Consider the following 26,399-nt stretch of genomic DNA (forward strand, 5'->3'; position numbering starts at 1 on the left):
ACCGCACTTTGAAAAGTGCGGTCAAATTTTAAGGTATTTTATGTACGTGGATCAGGATTATCCAATACCATATTAGTTTGATTTTCGCGGAATACTTGTAGGCGAGCGAATAACGCATCATCCCAACCAGCAAGAATTTGTGCGGCGAGTAATCCTGCATTCGCTGCGCCAGCAGGGCCAATTGCTAAGGTACCAACAGGAATACCTTTAGGCATTTGTACGATAGAATAGAGACTATCTACACCGCTTAATATAGAGCTTTTAACAGGTACCCCAAGTACTGGCACAAGTGTTTTGGCTGCAATCATACCCGGTAAATGCGCTGCACCACCGGCACCCGCAATAATTACTTTATAACCATTCTTTTGTGCATTTTCGGCAAATTCAAACAGTTTGTCGGGGGTTCGATGTGCGGAAACCACTTCAACGTGATATGCCACATTGAGTTCATCTAAAATTTGAGTTGCTTCTTGCATGGTTGCCCAATCGCTTTTTGAGCCCATAACAATGGCAATTTGTGCGGTATTTGACATATTTTCAAAAAATTTATCTGATAAAAAACGATGCGTAGAATAGCATATTTGCATACTTTTAGGCAATCGTTTGCTATATGGTAAAGACTGAAAATTACATTGCAAGTTTTGTCATAAAATTTTATCCTAATAGAAGTTTTTTTCTTAGAAATAGAGCAGATTATGTTAGCTAAAGCGAAATATAGAAAAGATTACAAACAACCTGATTTTACAGTTACGGATATTTTCCTTGATTTTCAATTAGATCCTAACTATACCGTTGTCACTGCAAAAACAACCTTCCAACGTTTAAACGACGAAGCAACACACCTACGATTAGATGGTCATGGTTTCCAATTTGCTTCCATCAAATTTAATGGCGAAGATTTTAAACATTATCATCAAGACCACGAAAGTTTAACGTTAGATTTAACCAATCAAAGTGCGGTCAATTTTGAACTTGAAATTGTGACGAATCTAGAGCCTGCACAAAACACCTCTTTACAAGGGCTTTATCAATCTGGTGAGGGTATTTGTACACAATGTGAAGCAGAAGGTTTCCGTCAAATCACCTATATGCTTGATCGTCCAGATGTATTGGCGCGCTATACAACCAAAATTACTGCAGATAAAACTAAATATCCTTACTTGCTTTCTAATGGTAACCGCATTGCAAGTGGCGAGTTAGAGGACGGTCGTCATTGGGTTGAATGGAATGACCCATTCCCGAAACCAAGCTATTTATTTGCTTTAGTGGCTGGTGATTTTGATTTATTACAAGATACCTTTACGACAAAAAGTGGTCGTGAAGTGACTTTAGAGCTTTATGTTGACCGTGGCAATCTTGATCGTGCCTCTTGGGCAATGGAAAGTCTGAAAAAAGCGATGAAATGGGATGAAGAGCGTTTCAATTTAGAATATGACTTAGATATTTACATGATTGTTGCTGTGGACTTCTTCAATATGGGTGCCATGGAAAATAAAGGGTTGAATATTTTTAACTCTAAATTTGTGTTGGCAAATCCACAAACAGCAACCGATGATGATTATCTCGCCATTGAAAGCGTGATTGCACACGAATATTTCCATAACTGGACAGGAAACCGTGTAACTTGCCGAGATTGGTTCCAATTAAGTTTGAAAGAAGGTTTAACGGTTTTCCGTGATCAAGAATTTTCATCTGATACGGGTTCTCGAGCTGTCAATCGTATTAATAACGTGAAATTCTTACGTACGGTACAATTTGCCGAAGATGCAAGCCCAATGTCACACCCAATTCGCCCTGAAAAAGTTATTGAAATGAATAACTTCTATACCGTGACTGTATATGAAAAAGGGGCAGAAGTGATTCGTATGTTGCACACCTTATTAGGTGAACAAGGTTTCCAAAAAGGGATGCAACTTTATATTGCAGAAAATGACGGTAAAGCAGCAACTTGTGAAGATTTTGTGTCTGCAATGGAATGTGCAAATGACGTTGATTTAGCACAATTCCGTCGTTGGTATAGCCAATCAGGTACACCAGAATTATTGATTAGTGATGCCTATGATGAACAAACTCATACTTATTGTTTAACCGTTTCGCAATCTACACCGCCAACTGCGGACCAAATGGAAAAAGTAAACTTACATATTCCATTAAAAATTGCGCTTTATGATGCTAAAGGCACCAAACAAATGTTACAGCATAACGGTGAATTGTTAAGTGATGTGTTAAATGTAACAGAAAAAGACCAAGTGTTTGAGTTCCACGGCATTTATGGTCGCCCAATTCCTGCATTATTATGTGATTTCTCTGCGCCGGTGAAACTCGATTATGATTACACTACAGAGCAGTTATTGGGTTTACTTAAATTTGCAGATAATCAATTTGCTCGTTGGGATGCAGCACAAATGCTGTTTACTCAAGAGTTGCGTCGTAATGTGGCTCATTTCCAACAAGGTGAAGCTTTTGAAATTTCACCTGATGTTTTAACCGCACTTGCGTATATATTGGAAAATTACGAACAAGATATCGAATTATCCACATTAATTCTGACTTTGCCAAAAGACATTGAGTTTGCAGAAAGCTTTAAAACGATTGATCCAGATGGCATTGCAGCCACAAGAGAATTTATGTTGGTGCAAATTGCAGAATACTTGAAAGAAGATTTATTGCGTATTTATACCCATATTCGTCTTGAAGATTATCGAGTGACGCAAGAAGATATTGCCTTACGAGCAATGCGTAATCTTTGTTTAAGTTATTTGGCTTACACCAATCTAGGCAACAATGTTGTTCAAAAACATTACAATAATGCCAATAATATGACAGATACGTTGGCTGCATTAAATATGGCAACCAAAGCGGCATTACCTTGTCGTGATGCTTTGTTAGCGGATTTTGAACAAAAATGGCAACATGATGGCTTGGTCATGGATAAATGGTTTGCTTTACAAGCAACCCGTCCAGATGAAAACGTATTGGAAATTGTACAAGTATTAATGGATCACCCAAGTTTTAACTTCAACAATCCAAACCGTTTACGTTCATTAGTGGGTAGCTTTGCAAATCACAACTTAAAAGCATTCCATCATATTAGTGGTTCTGGCTATCGTTTCTTAACGGACGTCTTAATTCGTTTAAACGAAAGCAATCCACAAGTGGCTGCACGTTTAATTGAGCCATTAATTCGTTTCTCTCGTTTTGATGCGCAACGTCAAACGCTAATGAAACGCGCCTTAGAACGTTTAAGTGCAGTTGAAGATCTCTCAAAAGATTTATTTGAGAAGATTGAAAAAGCCTTGCAATAATCGCGATACAAATACTTTATAAATTCAATACGGGATGTCTAAGACATTCCGTATTTTTTTCAAATTTGTTAACTATATCAATCTTTTCTTTTATTGCCTTTGATAGAATGATTAATGGCATTTCGCCGTGTTAGTTAATAAGGATTTTATATGAAAACATACAAAACATCAGTGCTGGTCAGTATGATGCTTGGCATTTTTTCAACAACAGCATTTTCAGCCACTGTGCCTGCTGGTACAACACTTTCTGAAACACAGATTTTCCGTCAAAATACACATAGTGATCCCGGGTCACTTGATCCTCAATTGGTGCAAGAAAATACAGCTGCACAAATTGCGATTGATTTATTTGAAGGATTAATTTGGTTAGATGAAAATGGACAAGTACAGCCAGCGCAGGCAGAGAAATGGACAGTCTCTGACGATGGTAAGATTTATACTTTTTCATTACGTGATGCAAAATGGTCAGATGGTACACCGGTAACGGCTCAAGATTTCGTGCTAGGTTGGCAACGAGCAGTTGATCCTAAGTTTGGTAGTCCAAATGCCAGTTATTTGTCTAAAGCACATATTTTAAATGCAGAAGATGTGATGCAAGGTAAACAGCCTATAAGTGCGTTGGGCATTAAGGCGATTAATGATAAACAACTTGAAATCAAACTAACCCAAGCCACACCTTACTTCTTACAGCTACTAGCATATCCTACAACATTTCCTGTTCCCCATCATAAATTAGCGCAATTTGGCGATAAATGGACTACCCCTCAAAATATCGTGAGTAATGGTGCTTATAAATTAAAGCAATGGACAATTAACGAGAAAATTACAGCAGAACGTAACCCAGTCTATTGGAATAATAAAAATACGCGCATTAATACTTCAGAATATCTATTTCAAGAAGGTTTGTCTTCGGCATATCAACGTTACCAAGCTAAAGAATTGGATTTAACCTGGATACCAGTGGAGCAAATTCCGCACATTCAGAAAAATACACCGAATGCGCTAATTGTGGTGCCTAGACTAACGACTGAATTCTATACTTTTAATGTGGCGAAACCACCGTTTGATAACGAAAAGGTTCGAAAAGCGCTATATCTTACGTTAGATCGACCACTAATAGCAGAACATATTATTGGGTTACGTAAACCTGCAGCAACATTGACACCACCAGAAGTTGATGATTTTAGTGCACCGAACATCGCTGAATTAAATCGACCGTTAACGGATAGAGTGAAACAAGCTAAAAAATTATTAAATGATGCAGGATATAATAAAAAACATCCGCTCCAGTTTGAGATTTTTTATAACAAGTATGCAACACATGAAAAAGTTGCGTTAGCGTTAGCTTCAGAATGGAAAAAACAATTAGGTGCAGATGTGAAATTACGTACGATGGAATGGAAAACCTATTTGGGAGAACGTAATATAGGAAATTTCCAATTGTCACGTATGTCAATTGATGCGGAATATAATGAACCATCAGCATTTCTTAATTCATTAGTTTCAACATCTCCAGAAAATGTAGGGCATTGGAAGAATGAGAAATTTGATCAAATCATGAAAGAAGCACAAACTACTTTGAATGACAAGGCGCGTGCCGCATTATATCGACAAGCAGAGCTAATTATTGCGGAAGAAGCGCCTCTAATTCCAATATTTTATTCACCGTTGATTAAAGTTCTCAATCCTGCAGTAGGCGGATTCCCAATGCATAATCCACAGGATTATGTTTATACCAAGGAGCTTTATATTCGTAAGTAGAGTTATCTCTGTACCTTTCGTTGCATGTATTTTACTTTCATTTTAAAATGCAACATAACTTTTCAACAAAAGTGCGGTAAAATTAACCGCACTTTCCATTTACAGTGAACTATCCTGAGAGATAAAAGAGTATGTATTCTTTGATCCGTAAAGCCATCTTTTCCCTTGACCCTGAAACCGCTCATGATTTAGTGATTAAATCATTGCACGTAGCGGGTAAATCACCTTGTCAATTTTTATTGAAACAGCTCTTGGCTTGTCCACAAGGTACGCCTAAGCAAGTGATGGGCATTACCTTTAAAAATCCTATTGGGTTAGCAGCGGGCGCAGATAAAAATGCCGAAGCCATTGATGGATTTGGTGCGATGGGATTTGGTTTTATTGAGGTGGGGACGGTTACGCCTTTGGCGCAAGAGGGAAATGCGAAACCTCGTCAATTCCGTTTAGTGGAAGCGGAAGGGATTATTAACCGTAATGGATTCAATAATTATGGCATTGATTATGCGATTGAGAATGTTAAAAAGGCAAAATTTGATGGCGTAATTGGGATTAATATTGGCAAAAATAAAGTCACACCGCTTGAAAAGGGTAAAGATGATTACTTATTTTGCTTAAACAAAGCTTATAACTATGCGGATTATATTACGGTAAATATTTCATCACCGAATACTCCAGATTTACGCCAATTACAGTATGGTGATTACTTTGATGATTTATTGCAAAGTATAAAACAGCGTCAAGAAGTATTAGCTGAGCAATATAACAAATATGTACCGATTGCAGTAAAAATCGCACCTGATTTATCCGAGAGCGAGCTGGTTCAAATTGCAGATACCTTACTTCGTCATCAAATGGATGGGGTAATTGCGACTAATACGACGATTTCACGTGATAACGTCGCAGGTTTGAAAAATGCTGAGCAACAAGGTGGCTTAAGTGGAAAACCGTTACAGCATAAAAGCACAGAAATTATTCGAAGATTGCATCAAGAACTGAAAGGACAAATCCCGATTATTGGGAGTGGTGGTATTGATGGTGTACAAAATGCACAAGAGAAGATTGAGGCAGGGGCAGAATTGCTACAAGTTTATTCGGGTTTGATTTACCACGGTCCAAGCTTAGTTAAAGAATTAGTGAAAGCGATTAAATAAATGACAAAAAAATATGATTTACATTGCCATAGTACGGCTTCAGATGGTGTTTTAACGCCTACAGAGCTTGTGCAACGAGCTCATGAAAAAGGGGTTAATGTGCTTGCTTTATGTGATCACGACACCGTGATGGGCATTGATGAAGCTAAACACGAAGCAGATAAATTAGGTATTGAGCTGATTAATGGCGTGGAAATTTCAACGAATTGGGAAGGTCGTGGCATCCATATTGTTGGATTAAATTTTGATAAAACACATCCTAAAATGACCGCACTTTTAGCTGAACAAAAATCACTGAGAGAAAAAAGAGCGGTCGAAATTGGCCATAAATTAGAAAAAGCAGGCATTCCAAATGCCTATGAAGGCGCAAAAGCGTTAGCCAATGGGGAAGTAACTCGTGCTCATTATGCGCGCTATTTGGTACAAATCGGAAAGGTTTCAAATGATGGGCAAGCCTTTAAGTGTTATCTAGGCGGTGGCAAATCGTGTTTTGTCAAAGCTGAATGGGTGGATATTCCAACAGCGATTGATACGATTCATGCAGCAGGTGGAGTTGCTGTCATAGCTCATCCTATGCGTTATAACATGACAGGAAAATGGATTCGTCGATTAATTGTTGATTTCAAACAATGGGGTGGTGATGGTATGGAAGTCTCGGATAGTGGACAAACTAAAGATCAGCGTCAATATCTTGCGCGTTTAGCCAATGAATATGACTTAGCCGCCTCTTTAGGCTCGGATTTTCATTTTCCTTGCGGATGGATTGAATTAGGAAAGAATTTGTTTTTACCTGAAGAGGTTAAACCGATTTGGACGTTATTTGAATGATAAAGGGCGGTTAAATCCGCCCTTATTTTTTATATTTGGCTGTTTTCACACAAACCAAGACTCGCGAGAAATTCAATAAATGCGCGAACTTTTGCCGGTAAATGACGACGATTAGGGTAAACCACATAAATATCTAAAGGTTTTTGTTTATATTCAGACAAAATTTCAACTAATTCACCTGAAGCAAGCGCATCTTTTACAAAGAAATCCGGTGCATTACTGATGCCTAAACCCGCTTTCGTCATTTCTAACAACGCCATACCATTATTAGAAACCACTTTAGATTGAATCTTATAACGTTGAATTTGATTGGCTTTTGTTGATTGCCAATGCACTTGATTCAACGACGATTTATAAAGTAAACCTTGGTGATATTCTAAATCGTCAGGTGTAAGTGGTGTGCCTCGTGCTTCTAAATAACTTGAAGAAGCAACAAAATGCATAGGGGCGCTGCTAATTTTACGCGCAACAAGCGAGCTGTCTTGCATATAGCCAATCCGTAATGCTAAGTCGTAGCCCTCAGCAACAAGATCAACACGTTTATCTTCAAACTCAATTTCAACGTGTAAATTGGGATGAAGTTCAATAAATTTAGGTAAGTTAGGCGAGATATAAAGTAAGCCAAAATCACGTGGTACAGAGATTAATAAATTACCTTGTAAGCTGGTCGACATATTACTAATGCTAGAATCAGCCTCGCTTAAATCTAATAAAATAGCTTGGCAACGTTGATAATAAAGCATACCAGCTTCAGTTGGCACAATTTTTCGTGTTGTACGTTGTAATAATCGTGTTTTTAAATGTTCTTCTAATTGTGAAACTAGTTTACTCGCCATCGCCACAGAAATATTCTGTTGGTTTGCGGCTTGTGTAAAACTTTGCGTTTCGATTACTTTACAGAAAACCGAAATTGCATTGAGTTTATCCATTTATAAATCCTTTTTGAAAAAAAGCTTGATTTTATCGGCGTAAGTTTGCAGTATATCGCCAATTTTAAAGAATTCTAGTTATATTTTAGGTAAGCAAATGAGCAAATCTTTAGTGATTGTGGAGTCGCCAGCCAAAGCGAAAACCATCAATAAATATTTAGGTAGCCAGTATGTGGTGAAATCCAGCGTAGGGCATATTTGTGATTTGCCTACTGCAGGGAGTGGCACAGGCGAGAAGGCTAAACCAGTTTCCACTAAAGGATTAAGTGCGGAAGAAAAAAACAAAATTAAAGCAGAAAAAGACCGTGCGGCCTTAGTGAAACGTATGGGGATTGACCCCTATGACGATTGGAAAGCCAATTACCAAATTCTACCAGGTAAAGAAAAAGTGGTAGCCGAATTAAAATCTCTCGCTAAAAAATCAGATCATATTTATCTCGCCACCGACTTGGATAGAGAAGGAGAGGCTATCGCGTGGCATTTACGCGAAGTCATTGGTGGCGATGATAGTCGTTTTAGTCGCGTTGTATTTAATGAGATTACTAAAAAAGCGATTGAAAAAGCGTTTCAGCATCCTGCGCACATTAATATGGACCAGGTTAATGCTCAGCAAACCCGTCGTTTCTTAGACCGCGTGGTAGGCTTTATGGTGTCGCCATTATTATGGAAAAAAGTGGCGCGAGGTCTATCTGCCGGACGAGTGCAATCTGTTGCCGTGAAATTGGTGGTAGAGCGTGAACGTGAAATCAAAGCATTTCAACCGGAAGAATTTTGGGAAATTGAAGCGCTAACCCAAACGAGTAAGAAAGAAGACTTACGTTTGGATGTGGTGCAGTATAAAGGCAAGAAATTTGAGCCGAAAACTGAAAAAGAAGCACAAAGTGCGGTCGATTTCTTAAATAAATCACATTACGTTGTCACAGATTTAGAAACAAAACCAACAGGTTCTAAACCAAGAGCCCCATTTATTACTTCAACCTTACAACAAACTGCAAGCACGCGTTTAGGTTTTGGGGTGAAGAAAACCATGATGTTAGCACAACGTTTATATGAAGCCGGTTACATTACTTATATGCGTACTGACTCTACCAACTTGAGCCAAGATGCGTTAAATATGGCACGCTCTTATATCGAAAGCCATTTCGGTAAAGATTATTTGCCAGCTAAACCGAATTTCTACTCGAGTAAAGAAAACGCTCAAGAAGCGCACGAAGCGATTCGTCCTTCTGATGTAAAAACGCTCGCAGATCATTTAAGTGGCATGGATAAAGATGCTGTGCGCTTGTATGATTTAATCTGGCGTCAATTTGTAGCCTGCCAAATGCCGGCTGCACAATATGACAGCACAACGGTTACCGTAATGGCTGGCGATTATGAATTGAAAGCTAAAGGCCGTATTTTACGTTTTGATGGTTGGACAAAAGTGTTGCCACAAGTAGGTAAAAATCCGGAAGACCAAATTTTACCTGCTGTGAGTTTGAATGAAACATTGGCACTAAAAACGGTTTCGCCAAGCCAACACTTCACTAAACCGCCCGCTCGTTTTACCGAAGCTGCATTGGTTAAAGAATTGGAGAAACGTGGTATTGGTCGTCCTTCTACTTATGCGGCAATTATTTCAACTATCCAAGAACGTGGTTATGTGCGCATTGAAAATCGTCGTTTCTATGCCGAGAAAATGGGCGAAATAGTTACTGATCGCTTAAATCAATCCTTTACTGATTTGATGAGCTACGATTTCACTGCCAACATGGAAAACGTATTAGACCAAATAGCATCAGGTGAGAAAAATTGGAAGGCTGAGTTAAATCAATTCTTCAAAGATTTTTCTACTCAACTTTCTACGGCTGAATTGGATGAATTAGAAGGTGGAATGAAGCCGAATAGCCTTGTACTCACCAATATTGATTGTCCGACTTGTAGCCGAAAAATGGCCATTCGCACAGCAAGTACAGGTGTATTTCTTGGTTGTTCTGGTTATGCTTTACCACCGAAAGAGCGTTGTAAAACGACGATTAATCTCATTCCAGAAGCAGAATTACTTAATGTATTGGATGAGGCTTCTGAAACTAAAGCCTTAATGGATCGTAAACGTTGTCCGAAATGTGGTACAGCGATGGACAGTTACATCATTGACCCTCATCGTAAATTGCATATTTGTGGTAATAATCCAAATTGTGATGGTTATTTGGTTGAACAAGGCCAATTCAAAATTAAAGGCTATGACGGTCCGATTGTAGAATGCGACAAGTGTGGTGCTGATATGCACTTGAAACTCGGTCGTTTTGGGAAATACATGGGCTGTACCAATTGTGATAACACCCGTAAGATTTTGAAAAACGGCGAGGTTGCACCACCAAAAGAAGAGCCAGTTCATTTCCCTGAATTGAAATGTGAAAAATCTGATGCGTATTTTGTATTACGTGATGGTGCAAGTGGCGTGTTTATGTCAGCACATAACTTCCCTAAATCACGTGAAACACGACCGGCAAAAGTGGCTGAATTAGCGCTTTATCGTGATCGTTTACCAGAAAAATTACGTTATTTAGCCGATGCACCACAAAAAGACCCTGAGGGTAATGAAGCGATTATCCGTTTCAGCCGTAAAGAAAAACATCAATATGTGACATCTGAAAAGAATGGCAAAGCCACAAAATGGATTGTGGATTATATTGATGGGAAATGGGTTGAGCGGAAAAAGTAGGATGAACATCACGGTTTATTGCGGTGCGAGTTTAGGTAATGATTCTGCCTATCAGGCTGCCGCAAAAAAATTAGGAAAATGGATTTCGGATAGCCAACATACTTTAGTTTATGGTGGCGGAAAATTGGGATTAATGGGCGTGGTTGCTGATACTGTACTTGCTCATCAAAGCAAAGTAATTGGCATTATCCCTCAATTTTTACAAGACAGAGAAGTTTCACATCCTAATTTGACCAAGACCGTGATTGTTGAAAGCATGTCTGAGCGAAAAAATAAAATGGTTGAGCTTGGCGATGCTTATATTGCTTTGCCTGGCGGACCAGGCACTTTAGAAGAGATTACTGAAGTGATTTCTTGGGCTCGAATAGGGAAAAATAATAATCCTTGTATTTTGTTTAATGAAAAGGGGTATTTCGATTCATTAAAGTCCTTTTTTAGCCATATGGTGAAAGAAGGCTTCTTTACTCAAGGTGATTTTGAGAAGATTCTATTCTCGAATGATCTTCAAGAAATTGAAAACTTTATTGAGCATTATCAACCTCCAGCAGTAAGAACATATTAAAAAAGTGCGGTTAAATTTGACCGCACTTTTTTTATGATTAATGGTGATGATGTTCTGGTTTTGGTGGCAATTTAGCACGAGCTTTACCAACAGGTAGAATTAACGTTGCGTAATTTGCTGATTGTTGACACACCTTTTGATCTTCAAATGGTTCTTTGTGAATTACTTTAAGTTTCCAAACACCTTCAATTAATGGGATAAAGTTAACTTTACCTTCACTATCTGTTTTACCTGAAAACGCTTGCGGTTCACGGTGAGAAGTCGCCGCTTCCATATCTTTCACAACAAAGGTATCAGACGTTGCAATAATCGTTTCTCCCGCAAGCGGTTGGTCTTTATAGAAAATTTGAAGAGGGAAAGCTTCGCCTGCTTTAATTGTTTTTGGATCTTTAAGAGGCACAATTTCAAGTGGTAAACCAATGCGTGTCATCGCCATATCTGCACTCAATGGTTTCTTACCCACCACAGTAAAGGCTTTACCAAACATTTGAGTTTGTTCGCAATAAAATGCATTTGGTGTACCTTGTAAGTTATCCATTTTCCAACCTTCATTATTTTGTGACCAGAAAGTTGGTTTATAAGTCGCCGTTACCCAATATGAACCGTCTTTTAACGGTTTTTCTGATTGATATTGGTAGTTTTCACCTTTTTGTACTAAGGTTTGCATTTCGCCATCTTGATTGATAAGTTCCATCGGTGGAAAAATAGCGAGACGTTTTTCAGGAATTTTTTCAACGTAAGGGTAGTCACCATAAGCTAAATCAGCTTTTAAAACAGAATTGGAAGCAAGTTGTGCCGGTGTTGCAACCCAAACTTCATGAGCTTGCGCGAGCGCAGAGAAACCAAGTAGTGCTGCAATTAATGTTTTTTTCATTGTCTTTCCTTTTTAATCAATAAATCAATTTATAGAAAGTCTTCGATAGGGCGGATGAGTATAACGAAAAAGAAATGATGAGACGAATGGAAAAAGTTGATTTTGTGAGGAACTTCACATTTTCTTAACAAAAAAGTGCGGTCATTAAAACGATTGTTTTTTTGACCGCACTTATTTTAAATAAAAAGCTAAATAGGCTTATTTTTTAGAAGGTTTAATGGCTAATAGATTGCAGCTTAATTTACTAATTACATGCTCAGCCGTATTACCTAATAACGCTGCAGATAAACCCGTTCTACCCACTGTACCTAAAATCACTAATTCAGCTTCAATTTCTTTCGCCACTTCAGGGATCACTTCTTCAGGGAAACCTTCGCGTACGTGGGTATGATCTTCATCAATACCAAATTTTTGGCGTAAGGCTTTCATATTGATGAGGTGCTGGCCACGAATGCCATTTTCATAACCTGAAGTATTAAATTCAGGTAAATCAATCGCCATATTAATTGGCGCAACAGGGTAGGCGGCCACTAAATGTACATTACCACGGTTTAAATTTTCCGCTAAATTCATCCCTGTTGAAACTAATTCTTGGTTAAATTCATCTTGATATTCCTGTTCACCTGAAACATTCACTGCGACTAAAATACGGCGTTGGTGTTTCCAGTCACCATCACGCACCATTAATACTGGAATCGGACATTTACGTAATAATTGCCAATCTACTGGTGTGAAAATCAATGAAGTGAAACTTTCTTCATCTTTGGTGTATTTTACCACGAGGTCGTATTGATTTTTTTCGACTTCTTCACGAATTGCATCTGCTTCATTACTGCTCCACACAATGTGAGATTCGAATTCAATTTCCGGATCTGCATATTTATCTAAATAAAATTGGACGGCTTGACGTTGTTGCTCAATGGCTGTTTTATGCATTTGACTACGTTCTTCCGAAGAAAGAAGCGCAGACATTTCATAAGATAAGTCATAGACACTCAACAGAGTAGTGATTTTTACTTTTGTTTCATTTTGTTGTTCTTTAACAAGACGAACTGCACGAGCAAGCGCATATTGTTTTTCGTTATCAGGGTTAAGTACAACAAGAATATTGTTAAATTTCATAAAGCCTCCAAGATACGAGATATCAATAGGATAGAAAAGATTTTAAACGATGACAAGAACCGATTATCAAAAAGTGATCTCGTGCAAGTTTTTTTGTTTCAAATGTTAAAAAAGCGTGAAAACTCACGCTTTTAAATTATTCTGCTAATTGGATTTTGGTTTTATGTACACCAGTTAAATCAATCAAGGCATTAATATCATTAATAGTAATGTATTTACCTTGAACAGAGAGTACACCGAGTTTTTGGAAACGACCGAGCAAACGACTGATGGTCTCAACGGTTAGACCAAGATAGTTACCAATATCGCTACGAGTCATGGTTAAGCGGAATTCTTTCGCAGAGAAACCACGAGCAGAATAGCGTTTAGATAGGTTATGGATGAATGCGGCTAAACGTTCTTCAGCATTCATTTTAGACAGTAATAAAATCATTTCTTGATCGCTTTTGATTTCACTACTCATTAAACGCATAATTTGCTGGCGAAGCTTCGGCATTTTTCCAGATAAATCATCTAAGATATCAAACGGAATTTCACATACCATAGCGGTTTCCAATGCTTGTGCAAAACTAGGGTGTTGCATATTCGTAATTGCGTCGAAACCGACTAAATCGCCCGGTAAATGAAAAGAGGTAATTTGCTCTTCGCCCGTTTCACTAATAGTATAAGTTTTAATGGTGCCGGAACGAATCGCATAGATAGAATTAAGCGTATCACCCGCTTTAAAAAGGACTTGAGATTTTTGTATAGGCTTTTTACGCTCAATAATATTATCAAGCTGATCGAGCTCATGTTCGTTTAATGTGAAAGGAATACAAAGTTGACTAATGCTGCAATCCTGGCAATGAATCGCACAACCACCAGATTGAACTCTGCGCCCTGATTTAGTTTCTGAAACGAAATTATTCATTAGTTCCTCAAATCGATAAATATAGTGTAAAATTGATCTAACGCAATTATTCTACCACTAAATAGTAAATTAAAGAAGTTATCTACGAGTAAATAGGTATGGCAGCAGAAAAATTAACCAAAAAACGTTTAATACAAATTATTATTATGTTGATTATTTTAGTCAGTGCATTTGTTTGGCGATATATCTTGTAATAACTGCGGTCAAATTTTTCGTTGTTTTAGAGGATAAAAAAGAGCCACAATTTGTGGCTCTTTGTTTTTAAGTTTAAGTCAGATTACCATTCGTAACCAACACCAGCCCCAACAGTCCATTGACCTCGAGTATCTGCTGCACCATTTACATTTGATGACCAATGACCATTATCTGAATTGCGAGAGGCTTTGATTGCAATTGCGCTTTCGCCTCGGTGATGAGCAACACCTGTTGAAATCATACTCTTACCATCCTTACGAGCAGATGGAGCTGAAGCAATCGCTGCAACGCCAGCAATTCCAGCGCGAGATTTGCGATCAACATCATTTACTTTCTTATTTAAATTATTGATTGCTTTTGTATTGTTTGAAATAGCTTGAGTGTTATTTGTAATATTCGATTTCACTTTATTCAATTGTGATACATTCACAGCATCCGTTGCATTTGTTCCTTCCGCAACGTTGGTAATGTTCTTATTACCTGCATTAATTCCATTTTGATCAATTTTAATATTTGAATTGTTGACGCTATATGAATCTGCTTTAAGTTTTTTTGATGTACTTACTTTAAAGGTTTTTTGTGGATTAGTTGTGCTAGTCGTTTTTTCAACAATAATGTTATCGCCAGCTGTCACTTCAACATCTTTGCCATTTTGAGCACTTTGTTTAATGCTCTCAATAGCTTCATGTATTGTGTTTTTTCCAGTATTACCAATATTAGTTGCATTAATAGTACCGTTTGGATTAATAGTTGTATTTCCTCCGATAATATTTTTCATTGAGTTTGCGATATTACCAACGGTATCCGTAACGGAATAAAGTTGTGAGCCATTAATTGCATCTGTAGATGTTTTAGATATTTCACCAGCACCAACATTCACAATTTGACGAGTGTATTGTTCATTTTGTGTTGCGCCGACTGATACAGTGGCAGTTGCATCAGTTCCTGCAAAATTACCATAAGAAAGATTATTAATAGTTGCATTTTTTACACTTTTAGCTTGTTTGGTCTCTGAACCATTACCTAATGCTACACTTGAGCTATGTTCCGCTTTTGCTTTTGCACCGATAGCTAAACCATATCCTGCAGTTGCTTTTGATTGTTCACCAATAGCAACAGATCCTGTACTTGAAGCTACGGCGTTTGAACCGCTTGCTATAGAGGATAAACCAGAAGCTGATGTTCCGACACCTGTTGCAATGGAACCAATACCAGAAGCATTGCTTTTATAGCCGACAGAAATGCCTTGATGATATGCTGAAGCTTCTGCCCCAATAGAAATTCCTCGAACTGTTGAGCTTGTATTTGCACCGATAGCAATAGAATCATCTGACTGAGCCTTAGAATTTAAACCTGCAGCAAAACTACGTACACCAGAGGCCGTAGCGCTATCTCCAACAGCAGTTGCAAAAACTGCTGTTGCATTTGTGGATTCACCTAATGCAACAGAAGATTTAGCTGTTGCATTTGAATCATTACCAATTGCGACAGCAGAGTCCTGTTTGGCTTGGGCTCCTGTTCCGACGGCTAATGAGCTAGTTCCCAAAGCATTTGCTTGTGATCCAAATGCATTGCTATTTTGACCACTCGCTTTCGCTTTTTGGCCAATTGCAATGGTTTCATTAGCAGAAGCTTGAGATTCAGTGCCAATTACAATGGCATTAGTTGCATTTGCTGTTGAATTAAATCCAATAACAGTTGCATTTGTTGTTGAAGTATCTGTAATTTTATTCTCTTTGCCTAAAGTAAGGATATTGTTTCCAACCACTGTATTATTTAAACCAAATACAGAGGCTGAATTTGTATTTGTATCAGCTTCTCGTGTTGCTTTAGGCGATTTAGCATCAGACGGTTGTGTACCAATTTGATTCTTGATGCCATATCCAATAGATTCATTCGCATAAACTTTATTGCCGTCTCCAAAGCTTTGAGTTTGTTTACCATATGCATCATTACCATCGCCAAAAGCGTTAGCATGTTGACCTTTAATTGTATTTTGGTTACCGAATGCAGAACTAGATCCTTGATCTTCAGTTGGGTCATTTGATTCAGGCACTGAATAAATCAAATTACTTTGACCGATAGCTGTGTGGCTAGGTTCATCTACATTAGTTGCGTCTGCATGATTTAGGAATATTGAACCGCCCGAATATAGTACGTTTTGATTAGGCTCTGGATTTGTGGTTCTTGCCGCATGAGCTGTTGCTACATTTAATCCTACGACTAATGCTGTAATTGCATTGATTTTAAAGTTTTTCATTATTTCCTCGCTTTAAAAGAATGTTTTTTGACACAGCAATTGTGTAAAAACTAGAGTTGGGTAACTTGGTGAAATCTATAAAAAATAGATGGAAATGCAGCAAGCGAGTAATGAACTGATACTGATTAAGAAAATCATATTGGTAATAATATTCTTCATTTAAGAGAATAAGTGTGCGCTTGCGTGCTTCAGCATTGTAGTTTGTTTAGTTCTGGTAGTGAAGTAAATAGTTGACTTCTTTTGTAAAGATTTGTAATTAAATGTAAACTTATGTAAATTAATGTATGCTTTGTAAGTTTTTAGGATGGCTAAAATACGTTATAAATAAATTATCAAGCGGTATTAAAGACAAAAAGTGCGGTCAATTCATAAGAAGATTTTCAAGATTGACAAAAAATCCTGTATAATCTCAAAAATTTTTTGTTCAATTTTAAGCTTTTGTAACCGAATGATCGAAACTTCACAAACCATTCCTGAACTCGTCTCATGGGCGAAAGAGCGGGAATTTTCGTTAAATCTGCCGACAGAGCGTTTGGTGTTTTTATTGGCCATTGCCATTTATAACAACGAACGTTTAGATGGAGAAATGCTAGAAGCTGATTTAGTGGATATTTTCCGCCACACAACCAGTGCCTTTGACCAATCAACGGACGCGATTGCCACCCGTGCCAATAATGCTATCAATGAATTGGTGAAGCAGCGTTTTCTTAACCGTTTCAGCAGTGAATTTACTGAAGGGCTTTCCATTTATCGCCTCACTCCACTAGGTGTTGGCGTTTCAGATTATTATATTCGTCAGCGTGAATTTTCTGCGTTGCGTCTTTCCGTGCAGCTTTCTATTGTGGCTGATGAAATTCAGCGTGCATCCGATGCAGCAGAAGAAGGGGCAACAAAAGGGGAGAATGAGCACTTTTGGCGCCGGAATGTATTTGCACCATTAAAATATTCAGTCGCAGAGATTTTCGATAGTATCGATTTATCACAACGTGTGATGGATGAAAATCAGCAAAGCATTAAGGAAGAAATTGCGAATTTGCTTACCAAAGATTGGCAGGCGGCAATTTCCAGCTGTGAACGTCTATTAGATGAAACCTCCGGCAATTTACGCGAATTGCAAGATACCTTAAATGCCGCAGGTGATAAGTTACAGGCACAATTATTACGTATTCAAGATTGTGTGATAGGCCATGATGAGCTGTATTTTATTGAACAATTAATTACCGATTTACAATCTAAGCTCGACCGCATTATTAGCTGGGGGCAACAAGCCATCGATCTATGGATTGGTTATGACCGTCATGTGCATAAATTTATCCGTACTGCCATTGATATGGATAAAAACCGCGTATTCTCACAACGCTTACGTAATTCCATTCACAGTTATTTCGATCATTCTTGGTTCTTGTGGACCGCTCAAGCGGAACGCTTGGTCGATCTGCGTGATGAAGAAATGGTCTTGCGTGAAGATGATGCATTGGGCGAATTACCTGAAGAGTTGCAATATGAATCTTTGGCTGATTTACATGATCAAATCGTCGAACATATGCAAGGCTTATTAATTCAATATCGTGAAAATAATCGTCCGATTGATTTAAGTTTAGTCTTAAAAGAACAATTAGAAGCTTATCCACTTTCCCGTCATTTTGATGTGGCACGCATTATTGTGGATCAAGCAGTGCGTTTAGGTATGGCAAATGATGATTTAGCCGGTATTTATCCACAATGGCAGGAAATTAACGATTACGGCGCAGAAGTACAAGCGCATGTAATTGATAAATATTAATTTCGTGGCTTACCCAAAAACGAATTCATAAAATGAGAAATTAACCATGACAGATATGCAAGATGTAATTTCCCCGAAATTGGCAAATGCCATTGCGAATCCTATTTTTCCAACTGTAGACAGTTTATTGCGTTCAGGTCGCCATATCAGTACCGAGCAATTGGATAATCATGCTTTTTTGATGGATTTTCAAAATGAGTTAGATGGCTTTTACCGCCGTTACAACGTGGAATTGATTCGTGCGCCAGAAGGCTTTTTCTATTTACGTCCGAAAGCGACAACATTAATTGCCCGTTCAGTGCTTTCTGAATTAGAGATGTTGGTAGGAAAAGTGCTTTGCTATTTGTATTTAAGCCCAGAACGTTTAGCACAGCAAGGTATCTTTAGCACGCAAGAAGTCTATGACGAATTACTCAACTTAGCAGACGAAGGCAAGTTATTGAAAGCCGTCAACCAGCGTTCTAGCGGTTCAGATTTGGATAAACAAAAACTAGCAGAAAAAGTCCGTGCGGCGATCGGTCGTTTACGCCGTTTAGGCATGATTCATACCGTGGGTGAACAACATAGCGGTAAATTTACGATTTCAGAATCAGTTTTCCGTTTCGGTGCTGAAGTGCGTTCTGGTGATGATCCACTAGAAGCGCAAGCTCGCTTAATTCGTGATGGGGAAGCCGCAACACCGCAATCTCTCGAATTGGAAAAACAAGCAAAAGCGGCAAGCAATGCTGATGACCTTGATGATGAAGAAAGTGCGGTCGAAATTGATGAAGAATTTGATGATGCAGGAGAACAAGAATAATGTCTGATGTATTAGAACTTGAAAACGAAATTTATCAAGACGAACCTGAGCAATCAACTGAACAGGTTGAAGAAGAATTTATTGCTCCTGTATTAAACCAACATAATGGGGTAGAACGCGGTAAATTCCGTTCACTCACCTTAATTAACTGGAATGGTTTCTTTGCCCGAACCTTTGATTTAGATGAATTGGTGACCACACTTTCGGGTGGTAACGGTGCCGGTAAATCTACAACTATGGCGGGATTTGTCACAGCATTAATTCCAGATTTAACCTTATTACATTTCCGTAATACCACAGAAGCTGGTTCGACAGGCGGCTCTCGTGATAAAGGGTTACATGGTAAATTACGTCCGGGCGTTTGTTATGCAGTATTGGATACCATCAATTCTCGTCACCAACGAATTCTTGTGGGGGTGCGCCTGCAACAAATTGCGGGTCGTGATAAGAAAGTGGATTTAAAAACGTTCTCGATTCAAGGGGTAGAATTATCTCTAAATCCGACCGCACTTTTCACCGAAACAGTCGGTGAACGTCAAGCACGCGTACTCAATTTAAATGAATTAAAAGATAAAATTGAAAATCTTGGTGCACAATTTAAACAGTATCATTCCATCACTGATTATCACGGCATGATGTTTGACTTGGGCATTATTCCAAAACGCTTACGTAGTGCCTCAGACCGTAGCAAATTCTATAAATTAATCGAAGCTTCTTTATACGGTGGTATTTCCAGCGCCATTACTCGTTCTTTACGTGATTACTTATTGCCAGAAAATCTTGGTGTGCGCAAAGCCTTCCAGGATATGGAAAGTGCATTACGTGAAAATCGCATGACTCTTGAGGCAATCAAAGTTACCCAATCTGACCGTGATTTATTTAAACATTTAATCACTGAAACCACGAATTATGTGGCATCAGATTATATGCGTAATGCCAATGAACGCCGTGGCAATATCGAAGCGGCTCTAGGTTTCCGCCGTGATTGGTATAAAGCAAAAGCTGAGCAAGCGTTATCGCAACATCGCTTAATTGACTTAAGCCGTGAAGCAGCTGAATTAGCAGAAAATGAACGCACTTTAGAAGTCGATCACCAAAGTGCGGCTGACCACTTAAACTTGGTATTAAATGCGTTACGTCATCAAGAAAAAGTATTGCGTTATCAAGAAGATGTGGCTGAACTTACAGAAAAATTAGAAGAACAAAAAATGGTTGTGGAAACCGCAACCGAACAGCTTGAAGAAAGCCAAGCACAATTTGAGCAAACAGAACTTGAAATTGACCAAGTGCGTGCGCAACTTGCGGACTATCAACATGCATTAGATGCCCAACAAACTCGAGCATTGCAATATCAACAAGCGATTGCCGCGCTTGAAAAAGCGAAAACCTTATGCGGTTTAGCGGATTTAAGCGTGAAAAATGCGGAAGATTACCATGCGGAATTTGCAGCCCATGCAGAAAGTCTTACCGAGCAAGTGCTTGAGTTAGAGCATAAAATGTCTATTTCTGAAGCGGCAAAATCACAATTTGATAAGGCCTATCAGTTAGTGTGCAAAATTGCCGGTGATGTGCCTCGTTCAAGTGCTTGGGAAAGTGCTAAAGAATTATTGCGTGAATATCCAACACAAAAAATTCAAGCTCAACAAACACCTCAATTACGCGCAAAATTACATGAGTTAGAACAGCGCTATGCTCAACAACAAAGTGCGGTTAAATTATTGGCTGATTTTAATCAACGTGCTGATTTATCTTTAGAAACCGCTGATGAACTCGAAGCATACCACGCTGAACAAGAAGAACTCATTGAAAGTTTGAATGAAGAACTTGCTGAGCTAGTAGAAAATCGTTCAACCTTGCGTCAAAAACGTGAAAGTTTGACCGCACTTTACGAAGAAAATGCTCGTAAAGCACCGGCTTGGTTAACTGCTCAAGCCGCTTTAGAACGCTTACAAGAGCAAAGTGGTGAAACCTTCGAGCATAGCCAAGATGTGATGCATTTTATGCAATCACAATTGGTGAAAGAACGTGAGCTGACTATTCAACGTGACAATTTAGAGAAGCAATGTCAACAATTAGATGAGCAAATTTCTCGTCTAAGCCAACCAGATGGTTCTGAAGATGCTCGCTTGAATGTGCTTGCAGAACGTTTTGGCGGTGTGTTGCTTTCTGAATTATATGATGATGTTCCAATTGAAGATGCACCTTATTTCTCTGCACTTTATGGTCCTGCGCGTCATGCTATCGTTGTTCGTGATCTCAACACGGTACGCGAACAATTAGCTAATTTAGAAGATTGTCCGGACGATTTATATTTAATCGAAGGTGACCCAAATGCCTTTGATGACAGCGTACTTTCAGCCCAAGAACTTGAAATGGGCGTGGTGGTGCAAGTATCTGATCGTGAATTGCGTTATTCAAAATTCCCGCAAATTCCATTATTCGGCCGTGCTGCACGTGAAAAACATTTAGAAGAATTACAAGCTAAACGTGATGAAATTGCGGAAGAATACGCACAAATTGCCTTTGATGTACAAAAATGTCAACGTTTACACGAACACTTTAGTCAATTTGTTGGCTTACATCTAGCCCTTGCGTTCCAACCAAACCCAGAAGAGGTAATGGCGGAAATCAATCAAGAACGCAATGAAATTGATCGCGAGCTCAATCAATTCTCAAGCACCGAACAACAAATTCGCATTAAATTGGATAATGCCAAAGAAAAAATGCAATTGTTGAATAAGTTAATGCCACAGCTTAACTTGCTTGCTGATGAAGAATTACTTGATCGCATTGAAGAATGTCGTGAACAACTAGATATTTCAGAACAAGATGAAAGCTTTATTCGTCAACATGGTGTTGCGTTGTCACAATTAGAGCCGATTGCAAATACTTTACAAAGCGATCCAGAAAACTATGAGCGCTTAAAAGCTGATTTAACCCAAGCCATTGAACGCCAAAAACAAGTACAACAACGTGTATTTGCTTTAGCGGATGTGGTGCAACGTAAAAATCACTTCAGTTATGAAGATGCTGGACAAGCAGAAACATCAGAGCTTAATGAGCAACTTCGTCAACGTTTGGAGCAATTGCAGTCACAACGTGATGCTCAACGTGAACAATTACGTCAAAAACAAAGCCAATTTGCACAATACAACCAAGTATTTATTCAATTGCAAAGTTCTTACGACAGTAAAAATCAATTGTTGAAAGAATTAATTGCTGAGATTGGTGAGTTGGGTGTACGTGCTGATGAAGGGGCAGAGGAACGTGCAAGAAATCGCCGTGATGAGTTGTATCAACAACTTTCAACCAGTCGTCAACGTCGTTCTTATGTCGAAAAACAATTAACACTCATTGAAAGCGAAGCAGAAAACTTAAATAAACGTATTCGTAAAGCAGAACGTGATTATAAAACTCAGCGTGAGTTGGTTGTGGCAGCGAAAGTCAGCTGGTGTGTGGTTCTGCGTTTATCTCGTAATTCCGATGTGGAAAAACGACTCAATCGTCGTGAGTTAGCTTATTTATCTGCTGATGAGTTACGTTCAATGTCGGATAAAGCATTAGGGGCGTTACGTACTGCGGTGGCTGATAATGAATATCTCCGCGATGCATTGCGTATTTCTGAAGACAGCCGTAAACCGGAAAACAAAGTTCGTTTCTTCATTGCGGTATATCAACATCTTCGTGAACGTATTCGTCAGGATATTATTAAAACGGATGATCCGATTGATGCAATTGAGCAAATGGAAATTGAGCTTAATCGCTTAACAGAAGAATTGACTGGCCGTGAGAAAAAATTGGCGATCAGTTCTGAAAGTGTGGCGAATATTATGTGTAAAACCATTCAACGTGAACAAAATCGTATTCGTATGTTGAACCAAGGTCTACAAAATATTGCCTTCGGTCAGGTGAAATCGGTACGTTTAGTGGTCAATATTCGCGATACACATGCGATGTTGCTCGATGCGCTGTCAGGTAAGCAGGAAGAATATCAAGATTTATTCAGTGATAATCGTATTACCTTCTCTGAAGCCATTGCGAAACTTTATCAACGCATTAACCCGCATATTGATATGGGCCAACGCACAGCACAAACTATCGGTGAAGAATTATTAGATTACCGTAATTACCTCGAGTTAGAAGTTGAAGTCTTCCGTGGTGCAGATGGTTGGTTACGTGCTGAAAGTGGCGCATTATCGACAGGTGAAGCAATCGGTACGGGTATGTCAATCCTATTAATGGTTGTACAAAGCTGGGAAGAGGAAAGCCGCCGTATTCGCGGCAAAGACATCGTACCATGCCGTTTACTATTCTTGGATGAAGCTGCGCGTTTGGATGGTAAATCTATTTCCACCTTGTTCGAACTTTGCGAACGTTTGGATATGCAATTACTTATCGCAGCGCCAGAGAATATCAGCCCTGAAAAAGGGACAACCTATAAACTGGTACGTAAAATTGCTGGCAACCAAGAACAAGTTCATGTGGTTGGTTTGCGTGGCTTTGGCGCAACAGAGTAGTTTTTTAAAGCGGTCAAAGCAATTGGCCGCTTTTTTCATTGTTATTTTTATGAGAATTTAGGACGAATTATGTACAACCTTATTTTAGCCATTTTATGTAGTGTTGCGGTATCGGTGCTACTCAAAGTTGCTCGCAAGAAAAATATCATTATTGAACAAGCGATTGCGTTTAATTATATCGTCGCTATTTCATTAAGCTATTTCTTACTCAAACCTGATTTCAAAGGATTAGAATTTACCGAATATTTAGCACAAAGTGATAGTACACCTATTTTCCTAGCATTAGGTATTTTATTACCAACCGTATTTATCATTATGTCTAAAGCAATTGAATTTGCGGGTATCGTGCGTTCAGATGCAGCACAACGCTTATCGTTATTTCTACCGATTGTTGCCTCTTTTATTATCTTCCATGAAACATTAAGTCAGCCCAAAATCGTTGGCATTATTTTGGCATTCATCGGTTTATTCTGTATTTTGAACAAATCAAATGAACAAAGTGCGGTCACTTTTAAAGGTATTTTAGGCTTAATCGGTGTTTGGTTTGGCTATGGCACCATTGATATTTTATTCAAACAAGTAGCCAAAAGCGGGGGAGCATTCCCAACCACATTATTCATTGCTTTCTCATTAGCCGCTTGTGTCATGTTCCTATATTTATTCCTAAAACGCACTCAATGGACTGTGCCAAGCTTTATTGGTGGAATTATTTTAGGTGTATTGAATTTCTTTAATATCCTGTTTTACATTAAAGCGCACCAAAGTTTCGGACAAAATCCAACCTTAGTTTTTGCAGGAATGAACATTGGTGTGATTTGTTTAGGCACCATCACCGGCGCATTTTTCTTTAAAGAAAAAATCAGTAAAATTAACTGGTTTGGCGTACTTATCAGTCTTTCAGCAATTTTCTGTTTATATTATTTAGATAAAATTTTGGCTTAATTATGGCAAACGATTTTAGTTTTTTTATCTACGATTACGAAAGTTTTGGTATCAATCCGGCAAGTGATCGTCCAGCTCAATTTGCTGGTATTCGTACCGATGCAGATTTTAATATTATTGGTGAGCCTGTTATGTTGTATTGCAAGCAAACCAATGATTATTTGCCAGCCCCGGAAGCCGTAATGGTCACAGGAATCACGCCACAAGAGTGTAATGAAAAGGGGATTCCTGAACCTAAATTTGCCGCAAAAATTCTAGCTGAGTTTTCACAACCTAATACTTGTGTGATGGGCTACAACAATATTCGTTATGACGATGAAATGACTCGTTATACCTTTTACCGTAACTTCATTGATCCCTATGAATATAGCTGGAAAAATGGTAATTCTCGTTGGGATTTACTGGATTTGGTCCGAGCTTGCTATGCACTGCGTCCAGAAGGGATAAATTGGGCTTATGACGATGATGGTATGCCAAGCTTTCGCTTAGAAAAACTAACCAAAGCAAATGGTATTGAGCATAAAAATGCCCATGATGCGATGGCGGATGTGTATGCAACCATCGCCATGGCTAAATTAATCAAAGAAAAGCAGCCTAAATTATTTCAATTCTTCTTTGAGCATAGAGGTAAAAAGGAAATTGAGAAACTGATCGACACCGCTGAAATGACACCATTAGTGCACGTTTCGGGCATGCTAGGCAATTATCGCGGCAATTGTGCTTGGGTAGCACCATTAGCATGGCATCCAACTAATCAAAATGCCGTAATCGTCTGTGATTTATCAGGTGATATTGATAACTTACTCAGTAAAAGTGCGGTTGATTTACGCCAAGATTTATATACCAAGAAAAGTGAGCTAGAAGAAAGGGGAGTTTCATCAGTTCCATTAAAATTGGTTCATATTAATAAATGCCCAATTTTGGCGCCTGCAAAAACATTACTGCCAGAAAATGCAGCTCGTTTAGGGATAGACAGACAACAATGCTTAGATAATTTAGCAAAATTGCGCCAATCCTTAGATATTCGCGAGAAAGTTATTGAAATCTTCTCAGAAGAGCGTGAATTTGAGCCGAGTGATAATGTAGAAACTGAGCTTTATAACGGCTTCTTTAGCAATGCAGATAAAAACAATATGGCTATTTTACGCGATTTACCGCCTGAAAAATTAGCTGAACATGGTTTAGCATTTGAAGATAAACGAATTCCTGAACTGTTATTCCATTATCGAGCAAGGCATTTCTACAAAACTCTAAATCGTGCAGAGCAAATCAAATGGCAAAAATATCGCCAACGTAAATTAGAGCAAAGTGCGGTTAAGTTTGAGGAAAGTTTACAACGGTTAGCAGAGGAATATTCGGATAATCCAACTAAGCTAAATTTACTACAACAGGTTTATGAATACGGTGCAAAACTGTTATCTTAATCTTATACATATCGTGACATAGTCACACAAATGCCAATCATCAAAAACGTAAATCTTAATCCCTGAGATTTACGTTTTTCTTTTTTAAATCTGATGATATTCACCTAATAAAATAACGCAGAATTCACGTAGCGTTATCATTTTTGACACCTATAAATCTCTTTATTTTTTCCTTACATAACAACTTTAGAGTGTATAAATCATTATTTAATGTTGTTAAAAGGTGTTGCCAATCTAGATTTCACATTGCTTGAGCGGTATTTGTAACCTGTGCATAACTTTGTGATTTTATTAATACGTAGTTTTCACTAACCTTGTAATTGATTTCGCATA

17 protein-coding genes are annotated in these 26,399 nt (G+C 38.5%); 11 read left to right on the forward strand and 6 right to left on the reverse strand.

Annotated features, from left to right (window positions below; genetic code table 11):
- Positions 1-38: 38 nt before the first annotated feature.
- Positions 39-533, reverse strand: coding sequence for a 5-(carboxyamino)imidazole ribonucleotide mutase (purE, locus tag HMPREF3263_RS00370; protein WP_032803953.1), 495 nt, complete (start codon positions 531-533; stop codon positions 39-41).
- 162 nt (positions 534-695) lie between these two features.
- On the opposite strand from purE, the gene pepN reads away from it, so the two are divergent.
- The 4 genes from pepN (at position 696) to HMPREF3263_RS00390 (ending at position 7,045) form a co-directional block, all read left to right on the forward strand.
- Positions 696-3,305: an aminopeptidase N gene (gene pepN, locus HMPREF3263_RS00375; protein ID WP_005697536.1), complete on the forward strand. Its 2,610-nt coding sequence runs from the start codon at positions 696-698 to the stop codon at positions 3,303-3,305.
- 150 nt (positions 3,306-3,455) lie between these two features.
- Positions 3,456-5,066, forward strand: coding sequence for an ABC transporter substrate-binding protein (locus HMPREF3263_RS00380; protein ID WP_005697537.1), 1,611 nt, complete (start codon positions 3,456-3,458; stop codon positions 5,064-5,066).
- Between the two features lie 131 nt (positions 5,067-5,197).
- Complete coding sequence (gene pyrD / locus HMPREF3263_RS00385) at positions 5,198-6,217, forward strand: quinone-dependent dihydroorotate dehydrogenase (protein ID WP_070852790.1); 1,020 nt, start codon at positions 5,198-5,200, stop codon at positions 6,215-6,217.
- A complete protein-coding gene (locus HMPREF3263_RS00390; RefSeq protein ID WP_070852791.1) occupies positions 6,218-7,045 on the forward strand; it encodes an RNase RNM in 828 nt (275 codons plus the stop codon).
- A 29-nt stretch (positions 7,046-7,074) separates the two neighbouring features.
- Here the strand turns inward: HMPREF3263_RS00390 and HMPREF3263_RS00395 are convergent, their stop codons facing one another.
- Entirely contained in the window at positions 7,075-7,974 is a 900-nt protein-coding gene (locus HMPREF3263_RS00395; RefSeq protein ID WP_005697553.1) for a LysR family transcriptional regulator, read from the reverse strand.
- A 97-nt stretch (positions 7,975-8,071) separates the two neighbouring features.
- Here HMPREF3263_RS00395 and topA point away from each other — a divergent pair, with 97 nt between their 5' ends.
- A complete protein-coding gene (gene topA, locus HMPREF3263_RS00400) occupies positions 8,072-10,678 on the forward strand; it encodes a type I DNA topoisomerase (protein WP_005697517.1) in 2,607 nt (868 codons plus the stop codon).
- A 1-nt stretch (position 10,679) separates the two neighbouring features.
- Entirely contained in the window at positions 10,680-11,240 is a 561-nt protein-coding gene (locus HMPREF3263_RS00405; RefSeq protein WP_005697559.1) for an LOG family protein, read from the forward strand.
- 37 nt (positions 11,241-11,277) lie between these two features.
- Here HMPREF3263_RS00405 and HMPREF3263_RS00410 read toward each other — a convergent pair whose 3' ends face one another.
- From HMPREF3263_RS00410 to HMPREF3263_RS00425, 4 genes are all read right to left on the reverse strand, one after another.
- A complete protein-coding gene (locus HMPREF3263_RS00410; RefSeq protein WP_005697486.1) occupies positions 11,278-12,114 on the reverse strand; it encodes a DUF4198 domain-containing protein in 837 nt (278 codons plus the stop codon).
- 198 nt (positions 12,115-12,312) lie between these two features.
- Positions 12,313-13,236, reverse strand: coding sequence for a universal stress protein UspE (gene uspE / locus HMPREF3263_RS00415; RefSeq protein WP_005697484.1), 924 nt, complete (start codon positions 13,234-13,236; stop codon positions 12,313-12,315).
- A gap of 136 nt (positions 13,237-13,372) precedes the next feature.
- Complete coding sequence (locus HMPREF3263_RS00420; RefSeq protein ID WP_005697545.1) at positions 13,373-14,146, reverse strand: FNR family transcription factor; 774 nt, start codon at positions 14,144-14,146, stop codon at positions 13,373-13,375.
- Between the two features lie 277 nt (positions 14,147-14,423).
- Positions 14,424-16,601, reverse strand: a complete 2,178-nt coding sequence (locus HMPREF3263_RS00425) for a YadA family autotransporter adhesin (RefSeq protein WP_005697531.1) — start codon at positions 16,599-16,601, stop codon at positions 14,424-14,426.
- A gap of 448 nt (positions 16,602-17,049) precedes the next feature.
- On the opposite strand from HMPREF3263_RS00425, the gene mukF reads away from it, so the two are divergent.
- From mukF to sbcB, 5 genes are all read left to right on the forward strand, one after another.
- Positions 17,050-18,384, forward strand: a complete 1,335-nt coding sequence (mukF, locus tag HMPREF3263_RS00430) for a chromosome partition protein MukF (protein WP_005697524.1) — start codon at positions 17,050-17,052, stop codon at positions 18,382-18,384.
- Positions 18,385-18,430: 46 nt separating this feature from the next.
- The gene (mukE, locus tag HMPREF3263_RS00435) at positions 18,431-19,183 is read left to right on the forward strand and encodes a chromosome partition protein MukE (protein WP_005697499.1); all 753 of its coding nucleotides are present in this window, start codon (positions 18,431-18,433) and stop codon (positions 19,181-19,183) included.
- Positions 19,183-23,700, forward strand: a complete 4,518-nt coding sequence (gene mukB / locus HMPREF3263_RS00440) for a chromosome partition protein MukB (RefSeq protein ID WP_070852792.1) — start codon at positions 19,183-19,185, stop codon at positions 23,698-23,700. Before mukE ends, mukB begins: the two co-directional genes overlap by 1 nt.
- A 69-nt stretch (positions 23,701-23,769) precedes the next feature.
- Complete coding sequence (locus HMPREF3263_RS00445; protein WP_005697556.1) at positions 23,770-24,642, forward strand: DMT family transporter; 873 nt, start codon at positions 23,770-23,772, stop codon at positions 24,640-24,642.
- Between the two features lie 2 nt (positions 24,643-24,644).
- On the forward strand, positions 24,645-26,066 hold the full coding sequence (sbcB, locus tag HMPREF3263_RS00450; RefSeq protein ID WP_005697552.1) for an exodeoxyribonuclease I: 1,422 nt from the start codon (positions 24,645-24,647) through the stop codon (positions 26,064-26,066).
- The last annotated feature ends 333 nt before the right edge of the window (positions 26,067-26,399 follow it).

This window comes from Haemophilus sp. HMSC61B11 (assembly GCF_001838615.1).
Classification (GTDB): Bacteria; Pseudomonadota; Gammaproteobacteria; order Enterobacterales; family Pasteurellaceae; genus Haemophilus_D; species Haemophilus_D parainfluenzae_AD.